Below are 24,007 nucleotides of genomic sequence, written 5' to 3'. Positions count from 1 at the left end.
CAAAGCCTGTTTATGATTAAGCTGTTTCAGCTGGCATTGATTTATATTTCAATACAGGTGAACGCCCTTTTTTAAAGATTTTATTGCTATTCTTTTTGCCTGCACGAAGTCTTTTTTGTTCTTCATAAGGCAATTGAATTACTTCTTGACAAGCTTCAGAGCAACAATTTTCCATTTTTTCTGCGCAGCTTTTACATTGTATAAAAAGCAAGTGACAAGCTTCATTTGCACAATTCACATGTGTATCACAAGCTTCACCGCATTGGTGACATTTGGCAATAACTTCATTAGAAATCTGTTCACTACGTCTGTGGTCAAAAACGAAATTCTTACCTAAAAATTTATTTTCTAAGCCTTTATTTTCAATTTGTCGCGCATATTCTATAATGCCACCTTCCAATTGAAAAACATTTTTAAAGCCTTTATGTTTATAATAAGCACTAGCTTTTTCACAACGAATACCTCCTGTGCAATACATCACAAGGTTTTTGTCTTCTTTATGCTCACTTAAGTCAGCTTCAATTATATCGAGAGAATCTCTAAACGTATCAACATCTGGTGTGACTGCATTTTTGAAATGACCGATTTCACTTTCATAGTGATTTCGCATATCAACCAAAACAGTGTTTGGGTCTTCAATCAATTCATTAAAACGATCAGCATCAACATGAACGCCTTTGTCAGTCACATCAAAAGTGTCATCGTTCAAACCATCAGCAACAATTTTCGGTCTCACTTTAAGCTTTAATTTTAAAAAGGACTTATCATCTTGCTCAATCGCAATATTAAGTCTCACATTTTCTAGAAAATAAATATTATCTAAAAATGACTTGAATTCCTGAAATTTTTTGGCTGGAACAGAAAGCTGAGCATTGATACCTTCATGGGCGACATAAATTCTGCCCAACACATCAAGTGCGTCCCACGCGATAAAAAGATGATTTCTGAAAAGTTGCGGATTGCCAATTTTCGCATATTTATAAAAGGAAAGTGTCAGGCGTTCCTCGCCTGCTTCATCAAGAAGAGTTTCCCTTTCTTTGGCACTTAGTTTATTGTACAGTTGCATGCTATACTAATTTAAAAGTTAAAAGAAAGTTTTTAATAAAGTGCAAAGATAAACACTTCTGAATAAAAATATGTAGAAATGAAAAAAGTCCTGAGGCTCAGGACTTTTTCTAGTGGCTAACTCGTTATTGAATAATAACATACAAATGCATAGTTTTTAGTGTTTTCAAAAACTAGCCGACCGTCTACCAAAATGAATTGGTTCCCCTAGTGAGCATTTCAGTAAGGTTTGAACTGCCCACCTAGAAGATGAGTCTATTTCAAAATGGTTGCGTTAAAATAAAATATTATTGAATTAAATAGTATTTTTACATCAAAAGAAAGAATTATGGCAAAGGAAAATAATGAAAAGGAAGCAAAGCTAAAAGCGCTGAAGCTCACTTTAGATAAGTTAGACAAAACATACGGAAAAGGAACTGTGATGAAGATGAGCGATCAAGCCGTTGAGGATATTGACGCAATTTCTTCAGGATCACTTGGTTTAGATTTAGCTTTAGGCGTTGGTGGCTATCCACGTGGGCGAGTCATTGAGATTTTTGGCCCTGAATCTTCAGGTAAAACAACTTTGACTTTACACGCAATCGCTGAGGCGCAAAAAGCTGGCGGAATTGCAGCATTTATTGATGCTGAGCATGCATTTGATCGTACTTATGCCCAAAAACTTGGCGTTGATATAGATGATTTAATTATCTCTCAGCCTGACCATGGTGAGCAAGCTTTAGAGATTGCCGATAACTTGATTCGTTCTGGTGCAATTGATATTGTGGTGGTTGACTCTGTTGCTGCATTGACACCTAAAAGTGAAATTGAAGGTGAAATGGGTGACTCAAAAATGGGATTACATGCAAGACTAATGTCTCAAGCATTACGTAAACTAACGGCATCTATTAGTAAATCAAAATGTACGGTGATTTTCATTAACCAATTGAGAGAAAAAATTGGTGTGATGTTCGGTAATCCAGAAACAACAACTGGTGGTAACGCATTGAAATTTTACTCTTCAGTAAGATTAGACATTCGTCGTTCTACACAAATAAAAAATAGCAACAGTGAAGTGATGGGTAATAAAACCCGTGTAAAAGTTGTGAAAAACAAAGTTGCACCACCTTTCAAAATGTCAGAATTTGACATTATGTACGGAGAAGGAATTTCAAAAGTTGGTGAGATCATTGATATTGGCGTTGATTACGAGATCGTGAAAAAGGCAGGGTCATGGTTCAGCTATGGCGACACAAAACTAGGACAAGGCCGTGACGCTGTTAAAATGCTTCTTAAGGACAACCCCGAGTTAATGGATGAACTTGAAACAAAAATATTAGAAGCAATCAAAATATCAAAAGAAGAATCTTAAGAAGGTTTTACGCAACCAATTCCTTTTTAGTTAATCTAAAATATAAAGTTATGTTTAAGAAATTATTTTTAATCGCTATTATTTTTGCGCTAACAAGTTGTCTAGACGACGACAATGAAAATTTGGGTATCACTCAATTAGGCAGCTTCACTGAGATTTCTTCTCCGTCTGATGCTTCATCCAATGAAGAGGTCACTTTTAATGTTAAAATAAAAAGACCTTATGAGTGCTTAAAATTTGAGCAATTTGAGATTGACAAATCAAATGATAATTATGTTCTTATCAAACCAATCCTAGTAGAAGACTATCGAGATTGTAATTTAGAAGAGCAAAATGAGTTAATTGAAGATTCATTGAAATATACTATTGACAGAGAAGGTGAAATGAAATTCAGATTTTTAGCTGACAAAAAGGATGATGGTACATATAATTTCATTGAAAAAATAATCAACGTCACAGATGAATAAATAAATGCTACTCAAAAAACTTATTAAAAAGTGTAAGAATCATAATACTGAAGCTCAAAAAGAGCTTTATAATATTTATGCGCCTAAGTTTTTTGGAATTGCTTTAAAGTATTCCCGCAATTATCCTGAAGCCCAGGATAATTTGCAGGATGCTTTTATCAATATATTTGAAAAAATACATCAATATAAATTCAAAGGTTCTTTTGAAGGCTGGATGAAACGTATATTGATCAACACAGCCTTGCAGAAATATAAAAAACAAAAAGTTTACGAGCTCATCCACACCAACATTCCAGATGAGAAAAAACCGACTGTGGATGATAAAAATCTAAATCTAGATGAACTCCTCAACTGCATTCAAAATTTACCCAACCGATACAGGTTGGTTTTCAACCTTTATGTTTTAGACGGTTACTCTCATCAAGAAGTTGCTGATGAATTGGATATTAGCCTTGGAACTTCAAAATCTAACTTATCCCGTGCTAGAGAAATATTGAGAAAAGATGTTGAAAATAAACAAAATTTAAAATCTCAAAAAAAAGCCTGATGGGTGAATCAAAAAAACATATCGATCGTGTTTTTCAAGAGGCTTTTCAGAATTTTGAAGCTCAGCCTCCCCATTCATCATGGCATCATATTGAAAAGAAATTAACGACTAAAAAGAAAAAATTCATTCCCTTTTTGGTTTTGTTAAAATATGCGGCTGTTGTCACTTCAGGACTTATCATTTTTGGCTTAGGTGCCTTGTATCAGAATTTTAAAACATCATCTTCTGGTTTTACAGAAAATCAATATATTACGCAGAGTGATATCATTTACAAGAATGACCAATACTTTTGGAAAAATCATTTTGTTGATAATTCTGAAACCGATTATTCTTTAATACTTTGGCAAGATTTAAGCTTAATTTTCGATGCTTTTTCAAATCAAACCTCCTCTGAAACCGTCAGCCTTGCCAACAACAAAGGAAAAAATATTAATGTTGATTTCTTAAATTATAAATCAGCATCAATCATTCAGAACTCTTTTGATTTTGAGACATCAATGCTATTGTTTGATCATTATCATCTTCATAAAAAATCTAAAGAAAAAACCACTCAAGAGATCGAAAATCCGTGGATGGTAAACCCACAAATTGCACCTATATATGCAGGATCTCTTAATGGTTCAAATACATTAAATCAAAAATATGCAGCTCACACCAATGACATTAATATGTCTTACGGTGTCAAGCTCTCCTATCAAGTCACGCCGAAATTAAGCGTTAGAACAGGTATCAATCAAGTGAATATGAATTATAAAACTGAAGATATTGTTCAGACTTATAATATGCCAAGTTATAACAAAACAAATCTTCAAAATACAGTTGCTTCTCAACAAAAATATGTCACATCTTATGATGCAAAAAGAGCAAATTATGAAGAGTATTCATCTGGAAATGTAACATCTGGATATCTCAGCCAAGACATGGGCTTTATTGAGATACCACTTGAGGTTGAGTATAAATTAATCGATAAGAAAATCGGTTTTCATATCATGGCAGGAACAAGTACACTTTTGCTTAATCAAAATCAAGTGAGCTATCACTCGGAAGCATTAAATAATTATGTCGGAAAAACTGCTAACATTAATAAAACCAGCTTCTCGGCTAATATTGGTTTTGGCGTAGATTACAATTTCTCTGAAAAATGGTCATTAAATTTAGAGCCAAATTTTAAATACCAAATCAATACATTTGAGGTAGAAACCACAAATGTACAACCTTATTATTTCGGGCTTTTTTCTGGGGTGAAATTTAGATTTTAAAAAAATATCACCCACAAATTTTTATAAGATTTAAATAAGCTTATTTTTGTTTTTATGAGAATCGAAGACTACATCATTGAACTTTTATACACGCATGATTGTGTGATTATTCCTGACTTTGGCGCTTTTTTGACAAAAAGAGAATCTGCAGTCATTAATACTGAAACACATCATATTAAACCACCTAAAAGAAGTCTTCAGTTTAACGCGCAAATCAAAAACAATGATGCTTTACTTTCAAAACATATTGCTTTTAAAGAAAAGATAACATATCAAAAAGCTGTTTCAAAAGTAAGCTTCTTTGTTCAAGATCTTAAAGTCGCTTTACATGAAGGCAAAGTGGTTTCGTTAGATCGTCTAGGAACTTTCAGACAAGATGAACAAATCTCTTTCCAAGCTGATAAAAATCAAAACTTTCTGCTTGATGCTTTTGGATTAGAGAGTATCTCCCTCAAAGCTTTTGAAAAAGAAAAAATCGAAGCTTCACAACATTCTAAAGGTATTAAACAAATTAAACCTGAACCTCAATCAAGAACTTCTGCTTATTTAAAATATGCGGCGATTGGTTTTATCGGTTTAGGAATTGCTTCTGCACTAGGTCTTGGTTATTACGAAAACCAAATTGAAACACATAATATTGCCGAACAACAAAAGGCTGAAAAAATATTACAAGAAGAAATTCAAGAAGCTAGCTTTAACTTAAAAAGTGCCTTCCAACCTATTATTGTTGAGAATAAAATTGAAAAAGTAAATTCTCAAAATAATATAGGTTCAAAACAAGAAGTCAACACAAGTCAATATCATGTAATTGCTGGTGCTTTTCGTGTGGAAGCAAACGCACATAAAAAAATAAAGCAACTCAAAAAACAAAACTACGCAGCAACTTACGTTGGTATCAATAGATATCAGCTTCATCAAATTGCTTACGCAAGCTTTGACAACAGAGAGAAAGCTATTGCATTTTTGAGAAAAATCAAACAAGAAAACCCTTCTGCTTGGCTGCTCGTAAAATAAAGATTTTAGTATACTCTTAATAAAACAAGACTTATCTTTGTCGAAAATGAAAATTAAATGAGATATCCTGAAGATTCTAAAGCTGTCATGACGGACTTGGTGCTTCCTAGTGAAACCAATCCATTAAACAATTTATTTGGCGGTGAACTTCTAGCAAGAATGGATCGCGCAGCAAGTATCGCAGCACGAAGACATTCAAGACGAATTGTCGTTACAGCATCTGTTAATCACGTTGCTTTTAATAAAGCTATTCCTTTGGGAAGTGTTGTTACTGTTGAGGCTAAAGTCTCTCGAGCTTTTAAAACATCTTTAGAAATTGTTATTGATGTTTGGATAGAGGACAGAGAAAGTGGAAGACGCACAAAGGCAAATGATGCAATTTACACTTTTGTTGCTGTAGATGATCTTGGAAATCCAGTTCCAGTTCCAAAAATAGAGCCTCAAACCGATTTAGAAAAAGAACGTTTTGAAGGCGCATTGAGACGTAAACAACTTAGCTTAGTCTTAGCAGGAAAAATGAGTCCTAAAGATGCTACGGAATTAAAAGCTATATTCGAATAATAATCAAAAAAAACTAAAAAATGTCAGAAGCAATTAAAGTACTCCATTCATATTGGGCATATTTGGTCCTCTTAATCTTAATATTAGCAACCTTTAACGCCATTATCAAAACGCTTTCTAAAAGTCCTTATGGTGCGAAAGATTTCAGAATTTCACTATTCACATTGATTGTCTCACACATTCAATTACTAATAGGTATTGTTCTTTATTTTGTCTCGCCATATTTTTCAGCATTTTCGGAACAAGGCATGGGAGAAGTGATGAAAAATTCTGGATTAAGACTTTACCTCATTGAGCATCCGCTTATAATGATTATCTCTATCGTTTTAATTACTATGGGTTATAGTAAGCACAAGAAAAAATTATCTTCAACAAAGAAATTTAGAATGATTGCTATATTTTATGCATTAGCGCTTATTCTTATGTTATCAAGAATTCCTTGGAATGCATGGTTCTAAGAAATTATTAGATTATAAATTCTAAAAATGCCTTTCGACTTGAAAGGCATTTTTTTGTACTTGAAAAATTTCATTTCTAAACAAGAATTATTCCTCAAAATGAAAGCATAAAAAAAGCCTGATGAAAACTTCATCAGGCTTTTTTAAAATTATATAAGTGCGTTTTTAAGCCTCAAATGGCTCAATAGAAACATAAGATTTATCGTCTTTTGTTTTTGTAAACTGCACAACTCCGTCAACTTTAGCGTGTAAAGTGTGATCTTTACCTAAGTAAACGTTAGTACCAGGTCTGTGTTTAGTCCCTCTTTGTCTAACGATGATGTTCCCTGCAATAGCAGCTTGACCACCAAATATCTTTACGCCTAATCTTTTCGATTCTGATTCTCTTCCGTTCTTCGAACTACCTACACCTTTCTTATGTGCCATCTCTAAAAGTTTTTAAATTATTTGCTTAAAGCTTCAATTAATTCTGCTTTCTTCAATGAAGAATAACCTTCTAAACCTTGAGCTTTAGCCATTTCCTTTAATTCAGCAACGGTATTTTTACTCAAGTCTTGTTTTCCGTCATCTTTTTTAGCTTCTTCCTTTTTAGGCTCAGCTTTTTTAGATGATGATTTTGATCCACTTCCGAAAAGACCTTCAATCTGAATCTCAGTCAAATACTGTCTATGACCGTTTTTCTTTTTGTAACCTTTTCTTCTTTTCTTTTTGAAGACAATAATTTTGTCTCCTTTCAAGTGCTTAAGGACTTTTGCGTCAACTTTTGCACCATCTATAGCCGGGGCGCCAAGAGTGGTTGTGTTGCCATCATTAAATAAAAGAACTTTGTCAAAGCTTATTGAAGCTCCTTCATCTTCTTTTAAACGATGTACAAACACTTTTTGGTCTTTAGTTACTTTGAACTGTTGCCCTGCTATCTCTACGATTGCGTACATAGTGTTTATGTTTAAATTTTAAAATGCTTGCAAATATACGCCTTTTAAAATAAACACAAAGAATTTTTATTTTTTATGAATAGATTTTTTGAAAAGCTGCATAAAAGTTAAAGTCATGACTACAGTTGTCGCAAAGCCCATAATGGCAACTACAAATGAAAACATCAATGGATTAACATCTAAATTTTTGGACATCATTCCTGTTAAGTTGTCTAAAAAATCAGGATTTAACTCCGAAGTGTAAATACTCATAAAAACAGTAAATAAGATTGTACCAAAAATACCTGTGATCAATCCAGAAACAACTCCGTTTTCATATTTAAAATTTTCTCGAAGCTCGTGTTTGCGCGAACGTATTGAGTCATAAATCGCAAAGGCCGTAATCACCATATTAAATGTACTAAAGCCTGCTTGCGTGTGTGCATCAAATAAACTTAATATTAAGAAATACGCAATAAGTGATGCTGCGAGTGCAGTTCCGTATCTGATTGAAATAGAAATTCTGTTCATCGTTTGATTTTTATGTTAAATTACAAAAATTAATGTAAAACATATTTAAATATCTTGTTAAGACATAAAAATTATAGATTTAAGAGGTCTTTTAGTAGGTTAGTTCAAAATTAAACATAGATATTTGTAACATATCTAAAATTTTATCAACTTATAGTTTACATTTAAAATTAATTAAAAATGAAAAGAACATTCAATTTACTGTTGCTTTTTTGTATGAGCATACCTGTTTTCGCTCAACAAGTAGAGTTTACAGAGTATGATTTAGACAATGGCTTACATGTCATTTTACATCAAGACAACACTGTTCCTGTCGCAACAATTGGTGTGATGTACCACGTAGGTTCAAAAGACGAAACAGAAGGACGTACAGGTTTTGCTCACTTTTTTGAGCACCTTTTATTTGAAGGAACAGAAAATATTGAGCGTGGTGAATGGTTTAATATAGTTGCAGCCAATGGTGGTAGCAATAATGCAAACACCTCACAAGACAGAACTTTCTACTACGAAACTTTCCCTTCTAATGCTATCGAAATTGGATTATGGATGGAGTCTGAGCGTATGCTTCAGCCAATTATAAATCAAATAGGTGTTGACACACAAAATGAAGTCGTTAAAGAAGAAAAGCGTTCTAGAATTGACAACGCGCCTTACGGTAAAATTTCATATGCAACTGGCATCAACAAGCATTTGTTTAAAAAGCATCCTTACAAAAACTCTATCATCGGAACGATGAAAGATTTAGATGCAGCTCAACTTGATGAGTTTAAAGCATTTTTTGAAAAATTCTATGGTCCCAATAATGCAACATTAGTTGTTGCTGGAAATTTCGAAAAAAATGAAATGAAAAAAATGGTTGAAGACTATTTTGGATCTATCAAAAGAAAACCTGAAGTTGAAAGAGTTAAGGTTAAAGAAGAACCTATTACAGAAGCAATTGTAAAAACTGAATATGATAGTAATATCCAAATTCCTTTAAAAGTTCACGTTTACAGAATTCCAGGTATGAGTCACCGTGATTCATACGTTATGAGCATGATTTCTTCTATATTAACGGATGGAAAAAGCTCTCGTTTGTATAAAAGAATGGTTGACGACGAAAAAGTAGCTTTACAAGTTTTAGCTTTTCCAAGACCAATGGAAGACTATGGCACATACGTTATGGGAGCTTTACCTATGGGAGAAACACCTCTAGACAAGCTCGCTGAAATTATGGATGATGAAGTTGAGAAATTAAGAACTGAACTTATCTCAGAAAGAGAATTCCAGAAGTTACAAAACAAATTCGAAAATAGATTTGTGAGCTCAAACTCAAGTATTGAAGGAATCGCAAGTTCATTAGCAACTTACAATGTTCTTTATGGTAATACTGATTTAATCAATGAAGAAATTGAAATCTACAGAAGTATTACACGTGAAGAAATTCAAGAAGTAGCTCAGAAATACTTACAAGAAAACAAACGTTTGGACTTAGACTATTTACCTGAATCAGATAAAGAACAAAAATAAAAGACATGAAATTTAAAATTTTAACCCTATTTATAGTTTGTCTGATCGCAACAAATGCGACTGCACAAATTGATAGATCGACAATGCCTAAACCAGGTCCAGCTCCAAAAATTAATCTTGGAGAACCTGATCGTTTTTCATTAAACAACGGACTTGAAGTATTAGTTGTTGAAAACAACAAACTCCCAAGAGTTTCCGTACGATTAATGATCGATAACAAACCTTATACAGCTGATAAGCCTGGGACAGCGAGCCTAGTTTCTAGCTTACTTGGTACTGGAACTAAAAATATTTCTAAAGACGAATTTAACGAAGAGGTAGATTTTCTTGGCGCTTCAATTAGCTTTGGATCTGAAAGTGCTTATGCAAGCTCTTTATCTAAATTCTTTCCACGCGTGATGGAATTAATGGCTGAAGGTGCTTTAAACCCAGTTTTTTCTCAAGAAGAATTTGAGTCTGAAAAAGCTAAGCTTATTGAGAACTTAAAAAGTAACGAGAAGAACGTTCAAGCAATCGGTAGTCGTGTATCATCTGCTTTAGCTTATGGTAAAAATCATCCATACGGACAGTTTACAACACCTGAATCTGTTGAGTCAATTACTTTAGCTGATGTTAAAAACATGTACCGCAATTACTTCTCTCCAAAGAATGCATATATGGTCGTTGTTGGAGATATTTCTAAAAAAGAAGTAAAGAAGTTGGTCAAAGAGCATTTCAAAAACTGGAAAGAAGAAACGCCTCCAAGCGAGAGTCTCCCAGCAGTTCGTGATGCGCAATACACGCAAATCAACTTTGTTGATATGCCAAATGCTGTTCAAAGTCAAATCATCGTTCAAAACACTGTTGACTTAAAGATGAGTGATGCTGACTATTTCCCAGTTATTGTTGCTAACCAAATCTTAGGTGGTAGCTTCGGAAGTTACTTGAACATGAATCTAAGGGAAGATAAAGGTTACACTTACGGTGCTAGATCAAGCATTGGCAATAGTAGATATGCTTCACGCTTTAGAGCTTCAGCAGGTGTAAGAAATGCAGTAACTGACAGTTCAGTTGTTGAATTTATTAAAGAAATCAAACGTATCAGAACTGAAGACGTTGATAAAGAAAAATTAGAAGACATCAAGAAAAAGTTTGCTGGTAGTTTTGTGATGCAATTAGAAAGCCCTTCAACAGTGGCTAATTATGCACTTAACATTAAAACTAAAAAGCTTCCTGAAGACTTTTATGAAACTTTCTTAGAGAAAATTAATGCAGTAACTATTGCTGACATTAAAAGAGTAGCAAATAAATATCTTAAAGTTGATAACTTAAGAATTGTTGTGACTGGTAAAGGTTCTGAAGTTGTTGAAAACTTAGAGAAAGTAACTGTTGATGGCAAACGCATCCCAGTGTTATACTTTGATAAAAAAGCGAATAAAGTTGATAAACCTGTATTCACTAAGCCAATTCCAGAAGGCGTTGATGCTGCTAGTGTTTACCAAGATTACATCAAAGCTATTGGTGGAAAAAACAAAGCTGAAGATGTAAACACAGTTTACATTAAAGGTAATGCTGCTGTGCAAGGGATGTCTCTACAATATGAAGAGAAAAGAACAAAATCAGGAAAATCTAGTGTGGAGCTTAAAATGGGTGGAAACACAATGCAAAAAATGATTTTTGATGGTGAGAAAGGCTACCAAGAAGGTCAAGGCCAACGCATGGATTACACTGAAGAGCAAAACATGGCTAACAAGAAGATTGCTGGTGCTGTTCGTGAATTAAATGTTGCTGATGGTGTTGAGCTTGTAGCGATTGAAAACATTGATGGACAAGACGCTTACGCTGTTAAAATCAACGAAACAACTAAAGAGTTTTATAGCGTTGAAACTGGTTTAAAAATCCAAACTGCAACAACAGTTGAACAAATGGGTCAAACAGCAACTACAACAATTGATTACTCTGACTACAAAGAAGTTGACGGTATCAAATTTCCATTTAAATTAACTCAAAAAGTAGGACCAATGGAGATTGAAATCAACATTGAAGAAGTTAAAGTTAACGAAGGTGTTTCTGATAAAGATTTCGAGTAAATCTGAAATCCTTTAAATAATTCAGCTGCTTTAAATTAATTTTTAGAGCAGCTTTTTTTATGCTAAAAATTAAGCTCTATTTTTAAGTCGCTTCTTTTTATTGGCAAGATAAACACCTAATAAAATGATTAAGCCTGCACCAAATTGCATCATATTAAATTGCTCTCCATCTAAAAAACCCCAAGACAAAGCGATGATTGGTATCAAGTAAGTCACTGAAGTTGTAAAAACAGGATTCGAAATCTGTATTAAACGATTAAAAATAATCTTTGCGAAAGCAGTCCCTAAAACAGCTAAAATACTTACATAAATCAGCGCTTGATGTGTCTCAGGAGATTTCAACTTTTCAACAGTAAAAAAATCGGTTGCAAATAAAACAACAATTGAAACAGGAATCAAAATTAAAAAAGACCCAGTTGCGATACCCAAAGCTGATACATTCTGAAGATATTTTTTAATAATATTAGCATTAAAAGCATACATCACAGAAGCGATAATCGGAAAAATTGAAAACCAATAATTCTGATCAGGATTTAATGAAGCACCAGCAAAAATAAGCAAAACTGAACCAATTAAACCGATGAAAACACCAATAAATTGTTTCCTGATGAAAGCTGCTCCAAAAAAACTTAGCCCAACAATAAGCGCTAATAAAGGAACAGTTGAATTTAATATTGAAGCAATTGCACTGTCAATTTCAGTTTCTGCGTAAGCAAATAAAATACTTGGAAAAAATGTCCCTATAAAACCTGACAAACCAACCCAAAACCATTGTTGTTTATTCAATTGTTTTAGCTTCTTGAAGCCAAATAAAATGAGCACGATACCAGTGATTAATACACGAACGGCTCCCAATTGAATTGGACTTAAACCTAATAGAGATTTTTTAATAAGGATAAATGAGCTTCCCCAAAGCAAGGATAATGTGATGAGGAAAAACCATTTTAGATATTGATTTGGCACTTTGAAATTTTTGTGCAAAAATCAATTTAATTATTCGGCTTTCCTTAAAAAAGTAGACTAAAGTTTAAAGGCTTATTTCGTCCACCTTAAGCTCTCAACCATTCGTTTTAAATCCTTTTTAAGATAAGCAGCAGCTGGCAAAATAGAATCATAATTGGGACGTGTTTTGAAATAAATAGAAGCTGTCACAAAGTGATTGACACTATCAGTTAAATAAAATTGAGCTTGAGAAGCTGCGTCACCCTCAACTTCATAAAAGTTTCCATAGGTTTTTGTTTCATCGTTTGAGTAAACATCAACCTCTATCGCATCTGCTTTAATCGTGTGTTTTAAGGGAAGCTTTTGAGCATCAGACAATAATTCTCTCAAATTATTATTGACTTTTTTATAAGAGAAAAATATGGTCGCGTCCATTTGAGGATAAACGATATCAAATGAACATTGATCATAATTTTTGGATTGATCAATCTTCACTAACTCATTAACATCAAAGTAAAAATGACAGTTTGTATTAAGCTGTTTATAACTATTATCAGGATAATTTAAATCCAAAAAAGCCTTGGCTTTAGGTTGCACATCTGTTTGACAACTCATCGTCAAAAAAACGAACAATAATAAGAAAGAGACAAGCTTAAGATTCATTTCGTTTCACTTTAATTTGTTTAATACGCCTATTATCAACAACTTCAATTGTAAAAGTAAATTGTAAAAACTGAATGGTTTGATTTTTCTTGGGTAAACTTTTTGAAATTTCAAGAACAAAACCCGCTAAGGTTTCTGACTCACCTTTTTCTGCTTCAAATTCAGTTTGCGTATTTTCATCAAAATCGAAGATACGGTAGAAATCTTTCAGAGAAGTTTTTCCTTCAAAAACAAAAGTATGATTATCAATTTTAGAAAAAACCAAATCTTCATCATCAAACTCATCACTGATATCCCCGACTATTTCTTCAATAATATCTTCAAGAGAAATCAATCCGCTTGTGCCTCCGTACTCGTCAACAACAATTGCCAAGTGATTTTTCTGAGACTTAAAATCGTTTAATAAATCATCAAGTTTTTTGTTTTCAGGAACAAAGTAAGGTTCTCTCAGCAAGCTCTGCCATTCAAAATCATCATGATCTCGGTAAGGCAACAAATCTTTCACATAAAGAATCCCGATAATATTGTCAACATCTTCTTTATAAACTGGAATTCGAGAATAACCATTTTCAACAATTTGATTCAAAACAACTTGGTAATCCGTATCAGAACTCAAGGCAAAAACATCAAGTCTTGGTTTCATGACTTGCTTAGCATCGGTATTTCCAAAAGAAACAATGCCTTGCAAAATCTTTTTTTCATCAACAGTTGTTTCTTCTTCATTGGTTAACTCAAGCGCTTGGGATAGTTGATCAACACTTAAGTGAGATTTTTGTTTACCAAACTTCTGGTGAATTTTCAATGTTACTGAGCGCATTGGCATGCTTAAAGGTGAAAATATTTTATCTAAAACAGCTAATGGATAAGCCATAAAATGTGCAAACTCTACACTATTTCTGTTGGCATAAACTTTAGGCAAGATTTCACCAAAAAGCAAAATCAGGAAAGTCACAATCCCAATGTCAATTATCAATTTAAGATTAATGCCAAACCAGCTGATGTTGGTACTTTGCAATAAGTCGTCACTAAACGAACTGTAAAGCAAAACAATAGCAATATTGATAAAGTTATTAGCAATAAGTATTGTTGCTAAAAGTTTTTTTGGTCTATCGATAAGATTGATCAAAATTTGATCTTTAGCCGATATATTTTCGTAATCAAAATCAGTCGGCTTAAGAGAAAACAAAGCCACTTCTGATCCAGAAACCAAAGCTGAGCATATCAATAATATAAAAAAGAGAACAAGCTGAAATATACCGCCAGCATCTAGGGCTAAACTTATAAACAAACTCGAGGGGTCAGGTTCCAAATTACGTGTGATTTAAATTGAACTAAAAGGGCAGATCATCTTCTTCTTCAACCTTCGTTTCTTTAGTAGGTTGTGAAGCTGGTTTCTGCTGGTTAGGTTGAGTGGCTGGAGCTGAAGAGCTTTGATCGCTCTCTCCTTTAGGCGTCAAGAATGTAAATTCTGAACAATGAATTTCTGTTGAATATCTGTCCATGCCTTTATCATCTTGCCATTTTCTGGTTTTGATGCGACCTTCTATATAAACTTTATCACCTTTTTTGAGATATTTTTCGCAAATTTCAGCAGCTTTATTACGAACAACAATATTGTGCCATTCCGTATTGCTAACACGCTCATTTGTTGCTTTATTAACATATTCTTCATTGGTAGCTAACGGAAATCTTCCGATAGAATTACCACCTTCAAAATAATGCATTTTTACGTCATCTCCTGTGTGTCCGATAAGCATAACTTTATTGAGTGTCCCAGCCATAATAATTGATTTTAAATGTAAATGTAATAAAAAAGATTTATCCTTTAAAAAAGTGTTTCTGAATATAATTAGCAATCAAAACTGGGACTGCATAATCCAGAAGTTCTTCTTTGGTGACAACCTCATAATCTTCTAGTAAATTTGGGTATATTTCAAAGGATTCGCTCAAGTCTAACTTCCAAAAATGAACAAACAAGCTTTGATGCGTTAATTGATGTTTAATCGGCTGATCAGTTAAGCGTATTAAATTTTCAGTTGGCAAAGTTAAATTAAAACTTTGAGTTGTCGCTTGATTAAGATTATTTTGAGATTCATAAAGAGGAAACTCAAACATATTTTGCCAAATATCTTTTTTAGTTCGTTTTTGAAGTAAAAAATGTTCTTTCTGATCTTGAAGTATCACATAATTAAGGTACCGCTTTCTGACTTTAACCTTTTTGAGCTTCACAGGAAGTTCATTCACTTTATTTTGTTGATATGCGACGCAATCAATTTGTAAAGGACATGAATCACACTTAGGTTTCTTTGGTTTACAATGCAATGCACCAAACTCCATAATGGCCTGATTGTGATCTGCTGGTCTATCTTTATCCAAAAGTTGTTTTGCTTTTTCCTTAAATAGCTTGACACCTTCAGTGGAGTTAATGGGTAAATCAATTCCTAAATATCTAGCTAACACACGATAAACATTACCATCTACCACTGCCTGAGCTTCACCAAAAGCAAAAGACGAAATAGCAGCAGCCGTATAATCACCTATGCCTTTTAATTTTTTAAGTTCTTTGTAAGAATTAGGAAATTCTCCATTGTTTTCACTCACTATTTGAGCTGTTTTGTGCAAGTTTCTTGCTCTGGAATAATAACCTAAACCTTGCCACATTTTCAGAACTTCATCTTCACTAGCCCTTGATAAATCGTGAACGGTTGGATATTTTTCTAAAAAATTGCGATAATAGTCAAGCACTTTAATAACTTGCGTTTGTTGAAGCATAATCTCTGACAACCAAATGTTGTAAGCAGCCTTTGTACGACGCCATGGTAAGTCTCTATGATGCGTAAAATACCAGTTTATAAGCGCTTTAGAAAAGTTCAAATTTTTATTTTTGAACAAAAATATGGCTTATATCACTACTATTTAGCGTTTTGTATTTATTTATTGTTATTTAATTCTGTATATTTGCAAACTCAAATTTAATAAACACTTTTAAATATAAAGACTATGACAAAAGCAGATATTGTAGCTAATATTTCAGACAAGTTAGGCTTAGAGAAAGCTGAAGTACAAGCTACTGTTGAAACTTTTATGGCTGAAGTAAAGGATTCTTTAGAGAGCGGAGACAATGTGTACTTGAGAGGTTTCGGAAGTTTTGTTGTCAAGAAAAGAGCAGAAAAAACTGGTCGTAACATCTCTAAGAACACAACAATTAAGATACCAGCACACAACATTCCTGCTTTTAAACCTGCAAAGGTTTTCATAGAAGGTGTAAAAACTAAAGTTGAAGTAAAATAAATTATTAATCAATAAAAAACACAGCTTATGCCAAGTGGTAAAAAAAGAAAAAGACATAAGGTAGCAACTCACAAAAGAAAAAAGAGAAACAGAGCTAACCGTCACAAGAAAAAGTAGTTTTCAATAACTACTTTTTCTACTTTTATCAACACGTTCTTTGACATCGAAGTTTAAAACCTAAACTTCTACATCTTTACAATAATTGTTTAATTTTTCTAAGCAGAACAGCTTAGAAACAAAATTTAAAAGCGTGAACAAGGAATTAATTATAAGATCAAGTTCCGGCGCTGTAGATTTTGCCTTGCTTAAAGAGGGAAGATTAATCGAACTGCACAAAGAGTCTAGTGACAATAATATTGCAGTTGGTGACATTTACCTCGCCAAAGTCAGAAAAGCACTTTCTGGCCTCAATGCCGCATTTGTTAATGTTGGCTATGAAAAAGATGGATTTTTACATTACCATGATTTAGGTCCACAAATCAAAACATTACTTAAATTTGTTAAGAAAGCAAGCTCGCCAAAATTTAAAGATTACACCTTCAAAAATTTTAACTTTGAAGAAGATATTGACAAAGATGGTGTGATTACAGATGTATTAAATCCAAATCAATCTGTACTCGTACAAGTTGTTAAAGAACCGATTTCAAGCAAAGGCCCTCGCCTTAGTAGTGAACTCTCATTAGCAGGTCGCTATATTGTTTTGGTTCCCTTCTCAGATAGAGTTTCTATCTCACAAAAGATAGAAGATAAAGAAGAGAAAAACAGACTTAAACGTCTTGTTAAAAGCATTAAACCAAAAGGCTTTAGCGTTATTATTCGTACAGTAGCCGAAGGTAAAAAAGTTGCCGATATTGATAAAGATTTACAGAATCTACTCAATCGCTGGCAAAGCATGTGTAAAAAAATACAACGTGTACAACCTCCTAATAAAGTTCTTGGCGAACTCAATAAAGCATCATCAATGTTAAGAGATCTGTTTAACGACTCATTTACTTCTATTGTTGTTGATGATGAAAGCTTATACTCACAAATTAAAGATTACGTTGGTGAAATATCACCAGAGAAAGAATCAATCGTTTCTCATTACAACTCTAAAGTACCTGTTTACGAAAAGTATAATGTTGAAAGACAGATTAAAACCTCTTTTGGAGAAACTGTCACAATGAAAAAAGGTGCTTATCTCGTTATCGAGCATACAGAGGCTATGCACGTTATTGACGTGAATAGTGGTAATAGAAGCAACAAGGCAAAAAATCAAGCAGATACAGCTTTAGAAGTTAACCTCATTAGTGCTACCGAAATCGCACGCCAACTCAGGCTACGTGATATGGGAGGTATTATTGTTGTTGACTTTATTGACATGATCAATGCAGAACATCGTAAAAAACTTTACGATCATTTAAGAGCTGAAATGAGTGATGATAGAGCTAAACACAAAATCTTACCGCCTAGTAAATTTGGATTAATCCAAATTACCAGACAGCGTGTCAGACCAGAACTCGCGATTAAAACGCGTGAAAAAAATCCGAATAGAGACGGAGAAGTTGAAGCGCCTATCGTTATCATCAATAAAATAAATACAGATTTACAAAAGATAATTGCTAAAGGTTACAAAAAAGTAACTCTAACAGCACATCCTTTCGTTGCGGCATACCTTGTTAAAGGAACGCCATCAATGCGAACAAAATGGTTTCTTGATTTCAAAAAATGGATCAAAATACAACCACGTGATGCACATCAATATTTAGAGTATCACTTTGTCGATAAGGATGGAAATCCTATTAAATACTAAATAAAAGCCCATTTGCTATATGCAACTGGGCTTTTTTTATGCCCAAAAAAGAAAAAACTTATCTTTGAGACTTCTATGAAAAAAGAACAATCTTTAACCGTTGATGAAGCACTTGCCAAAGCAATGCAATATTGTGTTTACCAAGATCGCTGCCACCAAGAAGTCGAGAAAAAACTCGATCAGTTAGGCATGTATGAGACGGCAAAAGCACACATCATTAATGAGCTGATTAAACATGATTTTTTAAATGAAGAACGTTTTTCTCAAAGTTTTGCAAGAGGGAAATTTCGAATAAAAAAATGGGGACGTCTCAGAATTACACGTGAACTTAAATTCAGGAAAATTTCACATTTTAATATCAAAACGGCCTTAAAAGAAATCAACGATCAAGACTATATTGCAACACTTAATCAACTTGCAGAACAGAAATATAAACAACTCAATCAAGATTGTTCACGAAAAAGTCGTCAGAAAATATATCAATACCTCGCCTATCGCGGTTATGAAAACTCATTGATTTACGAGACAATCAACAGGCTTTGTCAAGCTTCATGAGCCCGAATAAGCTCATGAAATAAGAAAAATTTAGTGATAAGAAAGCTAAAAAAATCTGCCCTGACAATATTTTAATATCTTTACCGATTATTATTATACTAACAAAACGCTGAGGCATAACGCCAAAAAGCTCTAAATATATAAACATATGGGATGTAGCAGTTGTGCTAGCAAAAGTGATGGTTTGCCCAAAGGATGCAAGAGTAATGGAAATTGTGGAGTAGATTCTTGTAATAAATTGACAGTTTTTGACTGGTTATCAGATGTAGAACTTCCAGCAGGTTCTGAACCTTTTGACGCTGTTGAAGTTCGCTTTAAAAACGGACGTAAAGAGTTTTTTAGAAATACAGATAAACTCACATTATCAATCGGCGATATCGTCGCTACAGAAACATCACCAGGTCACGATATTGGCATTGTCACGCTTACAGGAGAACTTGTAAAAGTGCAAATGCGTAAGAAAAAAGAAGATCCTTACAAACCTGATTTAGCAAAAATATACAGAAAAGCTAACCAAAAAGATATAGATATCTGGCAAAAAGCCAGAGAAAGAGAGGACGCAGTTAAGGTGCGTGCAAGAGAAATTGCCATCAGACTTAACCTTAAAATGAAAATTAGTGATGTTGAATTTCAAGGTGATGCATCAAAAGCTATTTTTTATTACACTGCCGAAGACAGAGTTGATTTTAGACAGCTGATTAAGGAGTTTGCTTACGAATTTAAAATTCGAATTGAAATGAAGCAAATTGGCTTCAGACAAGAAGCTGCAAGACTTGGCGGTATTGGTTCATGCGGACGTGAGCTTTGCTGCTCAACTTGGTTGACTGATTTTAGAACCGTTAAAACAGCGGCTGCTCGTTACCAACAGTTATCTTTAAATCCCCTGAAATTAGCTGGTCAATGTGGAAAATTAAAGTGTTGCTTAAATTATGAATTAGATTCCTATTTAGATGCTTTAAAAGATTTCCCAAGACAAGACAAAAAGTTAGTCACTAAAAAAGGAGAAGCAGTTTGCCAAAAAATAGATATTTTCAGATTTAAATTATGGTACACTTATGAAGGTGAATACAACAACTGGATTGAATTAGATACCAAAGCTGTCAAAGAAATCATAAAAGCTGAGAAAGAGGGTAAGCCTGTCGCAAGCTTGGAAGAATTTGTTGATGACACACCTGAAATATCAACAAGTTTTGAAAATTCAGTTGATCAAGATAGTTTGACACGTTTTGACAAACCTAAACGCAGACCAAAGAAAAGATCAAATAAGAAAAAACCAGCTTCTCAAAAATCAAGAGGACATAAGAACCAAAAGAAATCGAATCCGCAAAAGTCAAATAAAGACAATAAAAGTCAAGGTTCACGTCACAGAAAACCTAAAAAACAAAACAAACCTAAGTCAAATAATGAAAAGCAATAGATTTTTATTCGCATCTATTTTAATGATGATTTTCATATTTAACGCATGCCAATCAAATGACACTTTTTATACAAAGGTCAAGTCATATGATAACGGATGGCCAACTGAACAACCTGCTGAATTTGAAGTTGAGGTTTCTGATACAGTCAATCATTATGATTTGTTTTTTAACATCAGAAATAATCAAGACTATAAATTCAGTAATTTATTTGTCATCGCAGATATCAATTTCCCTAATGGAAAAGTTATCGTCGATACACTTGAGTACGAGATGGCTTACCCTAATGGAGAGTTTATGGGGGAAGGTTTTAGTAGTATCAAATCGAGTAAATTGTGGTATAAACAAAATGTGAAATTCACAGAAATTGGTGAATACAAAATCAATATCAAGCAAGCTATGCGTGCTTTTGGAGAAGTTGAAGGACTCAAAAATTTAAAAGGAATTACCGATGTAGGTTTAAGCATCGAAAAACACAAGCAAAAAAATGACAGATAAAAAAAACAATAATTTTAAAAAATACATCTTGTGGTTCTGGGCTATTTTTACTGCTGGAATTCTGTGTGTTGTTTTCGTTTTTCTCTTTGCGGGCTGGGGCTTTTTTGGTGAAATGCCAACCTTTGAAGAATTGGAAAACCCTGAAACTAACTTAGCTACTGAAGTTCTTTCAGCTGACGGAAAAACATTAGGTAAATATTACGAAGAAAACAGAACACCAGTTAAGTATGAAGATATCCCTCCTCACTTGATTCAAGCGTTAATTGCAACTGAAGATGAGCGATTTTACTCTCACTCAGGTATTGATGCTAAAGGAACTCTAAGAGCCGTCGCTTACCTAGGAACAAAAGGTGGCGCTAGTACAATTACCCAGCAATTAGCAAAGTTGCTTTTCTCTGATGTAACAAATAAAAACAAATTTGAACGTGGTGTTCAGAAAATTAAAGAATGGGTTATTGCCGTTAGACTTGAAGAGCAATATACCAAAGAGGAAATTATCACGATGTACCTCAACAAATTTGATTTCTTGTATCAAGCTGTTGGGGTGAGATCTGCAGCGCGAATTTATTTCAGCAAAGAACCACAAGAATTGACAGTTGAAGAGTCGGCTGTGTTGGTCGCAATGCTCAAAAATCCGATATCTCATAATCCGCTTCGCGAAACCTTCAAAGAAAACGCTTTAAATAGAAGAAATACCGTTTTTGGACAGATGGAAAAAAACGGCTTTATCACTGAAAAAGAAAGAGATTCTTTACGTCAGTTAGAGCTTGTTACTGATTATTCACCAGAGCAACATGATGATGGTATCGCAACTTATTTCAGAGAGCACGTCCGTGATTTCTTAAAAAATTGGATCAATGATGAAGAAAATTTTAAGCCAGATGGCACGAAGTATAATATTTACAGTGATGGTTTAAAAATATACACGACCATTGATTACCGCATGCAAGAATATGCTGAAATAGCTGTTGACAGACATTTAGAAAAGCTACAAAAAGAATTTAATAGACAGAATAAAAACAATAAAACATCACCCTTTAGAAGCGTTAATAAAGAAGAGATCAAACGCATCATCAATAGAGGAATCAAAAATTCACCTCGTTATAAGGAGATGAAAAAGAAAGATTTCAACGAGGAAGAAATACTTGCAAGCTTTGATAAAAAACGTGAGATGAAAGTTTTCTCCTGGGAAGGCTCTATCGATACTGTGATGACACCAAGAGACTCCATTCGTTATTATAAATCATTTCTTAACGCTGGGATGATGTCCATGCGCCCACAAACTGGCGCTGTCAAAGCTTGGGTTGGCGGTATTAATTATAAATATTTTAAATACGAACACGTTAAGCAAGCGCGCCGACAAGTTGGGTCAACGTTTAAACCATTTGTTTATGCAACTGCGATTGATCAACTTCATTATTCGCCATGCTTAGAAATGCCAAATACAAAATACACCATTCCAAAAGGAAGACATGGCGTTACAGAAGACTGGACACCTAAAAACGCGGGAAATGAATATGGAGGAATAAAGACTTTAAAACAAGCCTTGGCTGAGTCAATCAATACAATTACGGCAAGAATGATTGATAGAACTGGACCTGAAAATGTGATCAGTCTATTAAGCAAGCTCGGTATTGATACCCGAAATATTGACCCTGTTGCAGCAATTGCTTTAGGTTCTGCTGATATTTCAGTTTACGAAATGGTTTCTGCTTACAGTACTTTTGCCAACAAGGGTGTTTACGTTGAGCCTTTTTTGATAGAAAGAATAGAAGATAAAAACGGAACCATACTTTTTCAGCATACACCTGAAACACGTGATGTTCTTAACGAAGAATCAGCATATGTGACAGTTAACTTACTTGAAGGTGTGACGCGTTTTGGTTCTGGACGTCGTTTACGAACAAATTCTGAATACGCTAAGAATACTTTGAGCTACAAACGTGCCGTCACTGGTTATCCTTACGCTTTTAAAAATGCGATTGCAGGAAAAACAGGAACAACACAAAACCAAAGTGATGGTTGGTTTATCGGGATGGTTCCTGACTTAGCAACTGGCGTCTGGGTTGGTGGTGAAGACAGGTCAGTTCGTTTCCCAACGATTACTTATGGTCAAGGCGCGACAATGGCTTTACCGATTTGGGGAATGTATATGAAATCTTTGTATGAAGATGAAGATATTATCGTCTCTGATGATGATTTTGAAAAACCTGATAACCTCAGCATCAAAATTGATTGTGATGATCCTGAAAAAGAAGATGAAGAAGGAGAAGAAAATAAATTCGAAGAAGTCAAGATTGATTTTTAAATACACAAAAAGCCGAGATTCAAATTTGATCTCGGCTTTTTAGTTTATAGTTTTTAGTTGGCTGAAAGAACTTAATTAGTCTGTCTATTTATTTTAGTTAGCTTTAATCTTTTTCTTGTTTATGGAATAATTCAATATTCCGATTGAACTACCGATAAAAGGCAAAATTAGTATAAGTAATATCCATAAGAATTTTGAGAATCCAGACTCTTGCTTAAGTGTCATATAAATTGATGTCAATGTCAATACACCATATAAGACATAAATAAAAAGTCTGTCATATAGTAGTCCTAATATAATGTAATTTAAAAGCATAAATAGTAGGTTAAAGTTTAAAGAAAATCATTCGTTTATTACAAAATAAATATATAATAACTTAACTAACTATTCAATAAAAAATTAGGATCAAGCCTCGAAATTATCTTGAATTTCTTTTGCTAGCTTTTTAAATTCTTCTTCAGAAAGAGAGACTTTTTTATCAAACCTCGTGTCTTCCATTTTATGTAAAGGAATCAAATGGACATGGACGTGTGGCACTTCAAGACCAATGACTGACATACCGATGCGTTTGCATTCAACCGTTTTGCGTAAAGCCAATGCGACTTTTCTAGAGAAAGTCATCAATGCGTTGTAAGTTTCTTCATCAAGGTCAAAAATCTTATCGACTTCTTTTTTTGGAATACAAAGTGTGTGACCTTTTGTATTTGGATTGATATCTAAAAAGGCTAAAAAATCATCATTTTCAGCTACTTTATAAGCTGGTAAATCTCCGTTTATAATCTTCGTGAAAATTGACAT

26 protein-coding genes are annotated in these 24,007 nt (G+C 33.7%); 15 read left to right on the top strand and 11 right to left on the bottom strand.

Annotated features, from left to right (window positions below; all coding sequences use genetic code 11):
• Nucleotides 1-16: 16 nt before the first annotated feature.
• Nucleotides 17-1,066, bottom strand: a complete 1,050-nt coding sequence (locus CAP47_RS01475) for a rhodanese-related sulfurtransferase (RefSeq protein ID WP_100775077.1) — start codon at nucleotides 1,064-1,066, stop codon at nucleotides 17-19.
• A gap of 327 nt (nucleotides 1,067-1,393) precedes the next feature.
• Here CAP47_RS01475 and recA point away from each other — a divergent pair, with 327 nt between their 5' ends.
• The 7 genes from recA to CAP47_RS01440 are packed head-to-tail and all read left to right on the top strand — an operon-like array spanning nucleotide 1,394 to nucleotide 6,722.
• Nucleotides 1,394-2,416, top strand: a complete 1,023-nt coding sequence (gene recA, locus CAP47_RS01470) for a recombinase RecA (protein WP_100775076.1) — start codon at nucleotides 1,394-1,396, stop codon at nucleotides 2,414-2,416.
• 50 nt (nucleotides 2,417-2,466) lie between these two features.
• Nucleotides 2,467-2,883, top strand: a complete 417-nt coding sequence (locus CAP47_RS01465; RefSeq protein WP_100775075.1) for a hypothetical protein — start codon at nucleotides 2,467-2,469, stop codon at nucleotides 2,881-2,883.
• Between the two features lie 4 nt (nucleotides 2,884-2,887).
• Nucleotides 2,888-3,430: an RNA polymerase sigma factor gene (locus CAP47_RS01460; protein WP_100775074.1), complete on the top strand. Its 543-nt coding sequence runs from the start codon at nucleotides 2,888-2,890 to the stop codon at nucleotides 3,428-3,430.
• Nucleotides 3,430-4,689, top strand: a complete 1,260-nt coding sequence (locus tag CAP47_RS01455) for an outer membrane beta-barrel protein (RefSeq protein ID WP_100775073.1) — start codon at nucleotides 3,430-3,432, stop codon at nucleotides 4,687-4,689. Before CAP47_RS01460 ends, CAP47_RS01455 begins: the two co-directional genes overlap by 1 nt.
• 54 nt (nucleotides 4,690-4,743) lie before the next feature.
• Nucleotides 4,744-5,703 carry an SPOR domain-containing protein gene (locus CAP47_RS01450; protein ID WP_100775072.1) on the top strand — a complete coding sequence of 320 codons (960 nt, stop codon included), beginning with the start codon at nucleotides 4,744-4,746 and terminating at the stop codon, nucleotides 5,701-5,703.
• Nucleotides 5,704-5,760: 57 nt separating this feature from the next.
• Nucleotides 5,761-6,264, top strand: coding sequence for an acyl-CoA thioesterase (locus CAP47_RS01445; protein WP_100775071.1), 504 nt, complete (start codon nucleotides 5,761-5,763; stop codon nucleotides 6,262-6,264).
• 20 nt (nucleotides 6,265-6,284) lie between these two features.
• Complete coding sequence (locus tag CAP47_RS01440; protein WP_100775070.1) at nucleotides 6,285-6,722, top strand: hypothetical protein; 438 nt, start codon at nucleotides 6,285-6,287, stop codon at nucleotides 6,720-6,722.
• A 165-nt stretch (nucleotides 6,723-6,887) separates the two neighbouring features.
• Here CAP47_RS01440 and rpmA read toward each other — a convergent pair whose 3' ends face one another.
• The 3 genes from rpmA to CAP47_RS01425 form a co-directional block, all read right to left on the bottom strand.
• Nucleotides 6,888-7,148, bottom strand: coding sequence for a 50S ribosomal protein L27 (rpmA, locus tag CAP47_RS01435; protein ID WP_100775069.1), 261 nt, complete (start codon nucleotides 7,146-7,148; stop codon nucleotides 6,888-6,890).
• Nucleotides 7,149-7,165: 17 nt separating this feature from the next.
• Complete coding sequence (rplU, locus tag CAP47_RS01430) at nucleotides 7,166-7,657, bottom strand: 50S ribosomal protein L21 (RefSeq protein ID WP_100775068.1); 492 nt, start codon at nucleotides 7,655-7,657, stop codon at nucleotides 7,166-7,168.
• A gap of 66 nt (nucleotides 7,658-7,723) precedes the next feature.
• A complete protein-coding gene (locus CAP47_RS01425; protein ID WP_093244271.1) occupies nucleotides 7,724-8,167 on the bottom strand; it encodes a DUF4199 family protein in 444 nt (147 codons plus the stop codon).
• A gap of 180 nt (nucleotides 8,168-8,347) precedes the next feature.
• Here CAP47_RS01425 and CAP47_RS01420 point away from each other — a divergent pair, with 180 nt between their 5' ends.
• Complete coding sequence (locus CAP47_RS01420; RefSeq protein ID WP_100775067.1) at nucleotides 8,348-9,676, top strand: M16 family metallopeptidase; 1,329 nt, start codon at nucleotides 8,348-8,350, stop codon at nucleotides 9,674-9,676.
• A 5-nt stretch (nucleotides 9,677-9,681) separates the two neighbouring features.
• Complete coding sequence (locus CAP47_RS01415) at nucleotides 9,682-11,745, top strand: M16 family metallopeptidase (RefSeq protein WP_100775066.1); 2,064 nt, start codon at nucleotides 9,682-9,684, stop codon at nucleotides 11,743-11,745.
• Between the two features lie 69 nt (nucleotides 11,746-11,814).
• Here CAP47_RS01415 and CAP47_RS01410 read toward each other — a convergent pair whose 3' ends face one another.
• The 5 genes from CAP47_RS01410 to mutY all read right to left on the bottom strand — a co-directional run bounded on the left by CAP47_RS01410 (nucleotide 11,815) and on the right by mutY (nucleotide 16,224).
• Entirely contained in the window at nucleotides 11,815-12,708 is an 894-nt protein-coding gene (locus tag CAP47_RS01410; RefSeq protein WP_100775065.1) for a DMT family transporter, read from the bottom strand.
• A gap of 72 nt (nucleotides 12,709-12,780) precedes the next feature.
• Entirely contained in the window at nucleotides 12,781-13,350 is a 570-nt protein-coding gene (gene gldD, locus CAP47_RS01405; protein WP_100775064.1) for a gliding motility lipoprotein GldD, read from the bottom strand.
• Nucleotides 13,340-14,659: a gliding motility-associated protein GldE gene (locus CAP47_RS01400; protein ID WP_100775063.1), complete on the bottom strand. Its 1,320-nt coding sequence runs from the start codon at nucleotides 14,657-14,659 to the stop codon at nucleotides 13,340-13,342. The genes gldD and CAP47_RS01400 overlap by 11 nt, the downstream gene beginning before the upstream one ends.
• 22 nt (nucleotides 14,660-14,681) lie before the next feature.
• Nucleotides 14,682-15,131 (bottom strand): single-stranded DNA-binding protein, encoded by a 450-nt coding sequence (locus tag CAP47_RS01395; protein WP_100775062.1) that lies wholly within the window; start codon nucleotides 15,129-15,131, stop codon nucleotides 14,682-14,684.
• Between the two features lie 37 nt (nucleotides 15,132-15,168).
• On the bottom strand, nucleotides 15,169-16,224 hold the full coding sequence (mutY, locus tag CAP47_RS01390) for an A/G-specific adenine glycosylase (protein ID WP_100775061.1): 1,056 nt from the start codon (nucleotides 16,222-16,224) through the stop codon (nucleotides 15,169-15,171).
• A gap of 126 nt (nucleotides 16,225-16,350) precedes the next feature.
• Here mutY and CAP47_RS01385 point away from each other — a divergent pair, with 126 nt between their 5' ends.
• From CAP47_RS01385 to CAP47_RS01360, 6 genes are all read left to right on the top strand, one after another.
• A complete protein-coding gene (locus CAP47_RS01385) occupies nucleotides 16,351-16,641 on the top strand; it encodes an HU family DNA-binding protein (RefSeq protein WP_093244263.1) in 291 nt (96 codons plus the stop codon).
• Nucleotides 16,642-16,891: 250 nt separating this feature from the next.
• Nucleotides 16,892-18,433: an Rne/Rng family ribonuclease gene (locus CAP47_RS01380; protein WP_093244367.1), complete on the top strand. Its 1,542-nt coding sequence runs from the start codon at nucleotides 16,892-16,894 to the stop codon at nucleotides 18,431-18,433.
• 75 nt (nucleotides 18,434-18,508) lie between these two features.
• Nucleotides 18,509-18,988: a regulatory protein RecX gene (locus CAP47_RS01375; protein WP_100775060.1), complete on the top strand. Its 480-nt coding sequence runs from the start codon at nucleotides 18,509-18,511 to the stop codon at nucleotides 18,986-18,988.
• A 148-nt stretch (nucleotides 18,989-19,136) separates the two neighbouring features.
• A complete protein-coding gene (locus CAP47_RS01370) occupies nucleotides 19,137-20,405 on the top strand; it encodes a stage 0 sporulation family protein (protein ID WP_100775059.1) in 1,269 nt (422 codons plus the stop codon).
• A complete protein-coding gene (locus CAP47_RS01365; RefSeq protein WP_100775058.1) occupies nucleotides 20,392-20,901 on the top strand; it encodes a gliding motility lipoprotein GldH in 510 nt (169 codons plus the stop codon). Before CAP47_RS01370 ends, CAP47_RS01365 begins: the two co-directional genes overlap by 14 nt.
• The gene (locus CAP47_RS01360; RefSeq protein ID WP_100775057.1) at nucleotides 20,891-23,209 is read left to right on the top strand and encodes a penicillin-binding protein 1A; all 2,319 of its coding nucleotides are present in this window, start codon (nucleotides 20,891-20,893) and stop codon (nucleotides 23,207-23,209) included. Before CAP47_RS01365 ends, CAP47_RS01360 begins: the two co-directional genes overlap by 11 nt.
• A 93-nt stretch (nucleotides 23,210-23,302) precedes the next feature.
• On the opposite strand, the gene CAP47_RS12615 is transcribed toward CAP47_RS01360, so the two are convergent.
• Together CAP47_RS12615 and CAP47_RS01355 are read right to left on the bottom strand one after the other, a co-directional pair.
• The gene (locus CAP47_RS12615) at nucleotides 23,303-23,524 is read right to left on the bottom strand and encodes a PLDc N-terminal domain-containing protein (RefSeq protein WP_153043468.1); all 222 of its coding nucleotides are present in this window, start codon (nucleotides 23,522-23,524) and stop codon (nucleotides 23,303-23,305) included.
• Nucleotides 23,525-23,614: 90 nt separating this feature from the next.
• Nucleotides 23,615-24,007, bottom strand: a complete 393-nt coding sequence (locus tag CAP47_RS01355; RefSeq protein WP_100775056.1) for an HIT family protein — start codon at nucleotides 24,005-24,007, stop codon at nucleotides 23,615-23,617.

It is taken from the genome of Psychroflexus sp. S27 (genome assembly GCF_002810405.1).
GTDB lineage: Bacteria > Bacteroidota > Bacteroidia > Flavobacteriales > Flavobacteriaceae > Psychroflexus > Psychroflexus halocasei_A.
The sequence above is the reverse complement of the archived record's forward strand: the minus strand, read 5'-3'. Positions and strand labels throughout refer to the sequence as shown.

Excerpts from the sequence above, each read along its gene's own strand:
- rplU (WP_100775068.1), bottom strand. The coding sequence starts at position 7,657 with ATGTACGCAATCGTAGAGATAGCAGGGCAACAGTTCAAAGTAACTAAA.
- CAP47_RS12615 (WP_153043468.1), bottom strand. The coding sequence starts at position 23,524 with ATGCTTTTAAATTACATTATATTAGGACTACTATATGACAGACTTTTT.
- recA (WP_100775076.1), top strand. The coding sequence starts at position 1,394 with ATGGCAAAGGAAAATAATGAAAAGGAAGCAAAGCTAAAAGCGCTGAAG.
- CAP47_RS01445 (WP_100775071.1), top strand. The coding sequence starts at position 5,761 with ATGAGATATCCTGAAGATTCTAAAGCTGTCATGACGGACTTGGTGCTT.
- CAP47_RS01365 (WP_100775058.1), top strand. The coding sequence starts at position 20,392 with ATGAAAAGCAATAGATTTTTATTCGCATCTATTTTAATGATGATTTTC.
- CAP47_RS01460 (WP_100775074.1), top strand. The coding sequence starts at position 2,888 with ATGCTACTCAAAAAACTTATTAAAAAGTGTAAGAATCATAATACTGAA.
- CAP47_RS01455 (WP_100775073.1), top strand. The coding sequence starts at position 3,430 with ATGGGTGAATCAAAAAAACATATCGATCGTGTTTTTCAAGAGGCTTTT.
- CAP47_RS01355 (WP_100775056.1), bottom strand. The coding sequence starts at position 24,007 with ATGTCAATTTTCACGAAGATTATAAACGGAGATTTACCAGCTTATAAA.
- CAP47_RS01425 (WP_093244271.1), bottom strand. The coding sequence starts at position 8,167 with ATGAACAGAATTTCTATTTCAATCAGATACGGAACTGCACTCGCAGCA.
- CAP47_RS01370 (WP_100775059.1), top strand. The coding sequence starts at position 19,137 with ATGGGATGTAGCAGTTGTGCTAGCAAAAGTGATGGTTTGCCCAAAGGA.
- CAP47_RS01420 (WP_100775067.1), top strand. The coding sequence starts at position 8,348 with ATGAAAAGAACATTCAATTTACTGTTGCTTTTTTGTATGAGCATACCT.
- CAP47_RS01475 (WP_100775077.1), bottom strand. The coding sequence starts at position 1,066 with ATGCAACTGTACAATAAACTAAGTGCCAAAGAAAGGGAAACTCTTCTT.
- CAP47_RS01450 (WP_100775072.1), top strand. The coding sequence starts at position 4,744 with ATGAGAATCGAAGACTACATCATTGAACTTTTATACACGCATGATTGT.
- CAP47_RS01465 (WP_100775075.1), top strand. The coding sequence starts at position 2,467 with ATGTTTAAGAAATTATTTTTAATCGCTATTATTTTTGCGCTAACAAGT.
- CAP47_RS01360 (WP_100775057.1), top strand. The coding sequence starts at position 20,891 with ATGACAGATAAAAAAAACAATAATTTTAAAAAATACATCTTGTGGTTC.
- gldD (WP_100775064.1), bottom strand. The coding sequence starts at position 13,350 with ATGAATCTTAAGCTTGTCTCTTTCTTATTATTGTTCGTTTTTTTGACG.
- CAP47_RS01440 (WP_100775070.1), top strand. The coding sequence starts at position 6,285 with ATGTCAGAAGCAATTAAAGTACTCCATTCATATTGGGCATATTTGGTC.
- CAP47_RS01395 (WP_100775062.1), bottom strand. The coding sequence starts at position 15,131 with ATGGCTGGGACACTCAATAAAGTTATGCTTATCGGACACACAGGAGAT.
- rpmA (WP_100775069.1), bottom strand. The coding sequence starts at position 7,148 with ATGGCACATAAGAAAGGTGTAGGTAGTTCGAAGAACGGAAGAGAATCA.
- CAP47_RS01385 (WP_093244263.1), top strand. The coding sequence starts at position 16,351 with ATGACAAAAGCAGATATTGTAGCTAATATTTCAGACAAGTTAGGCTTA.
- CAP47_RS01415 (WP_100775066.1), top strand. The coding sequence starts at position 9,682 with ATGAAATTTAAAATTTTAACCCTATTTATAGTTTGTCTGATCGCAACA.
- CAP47_RS01375 (WP_100775060.1), top strand. The coding sequence starts at position 18,509 with ATGAAAAAAGAACAATCTTTAACCGTTGATGAAGCACTTGCCAAAGCA.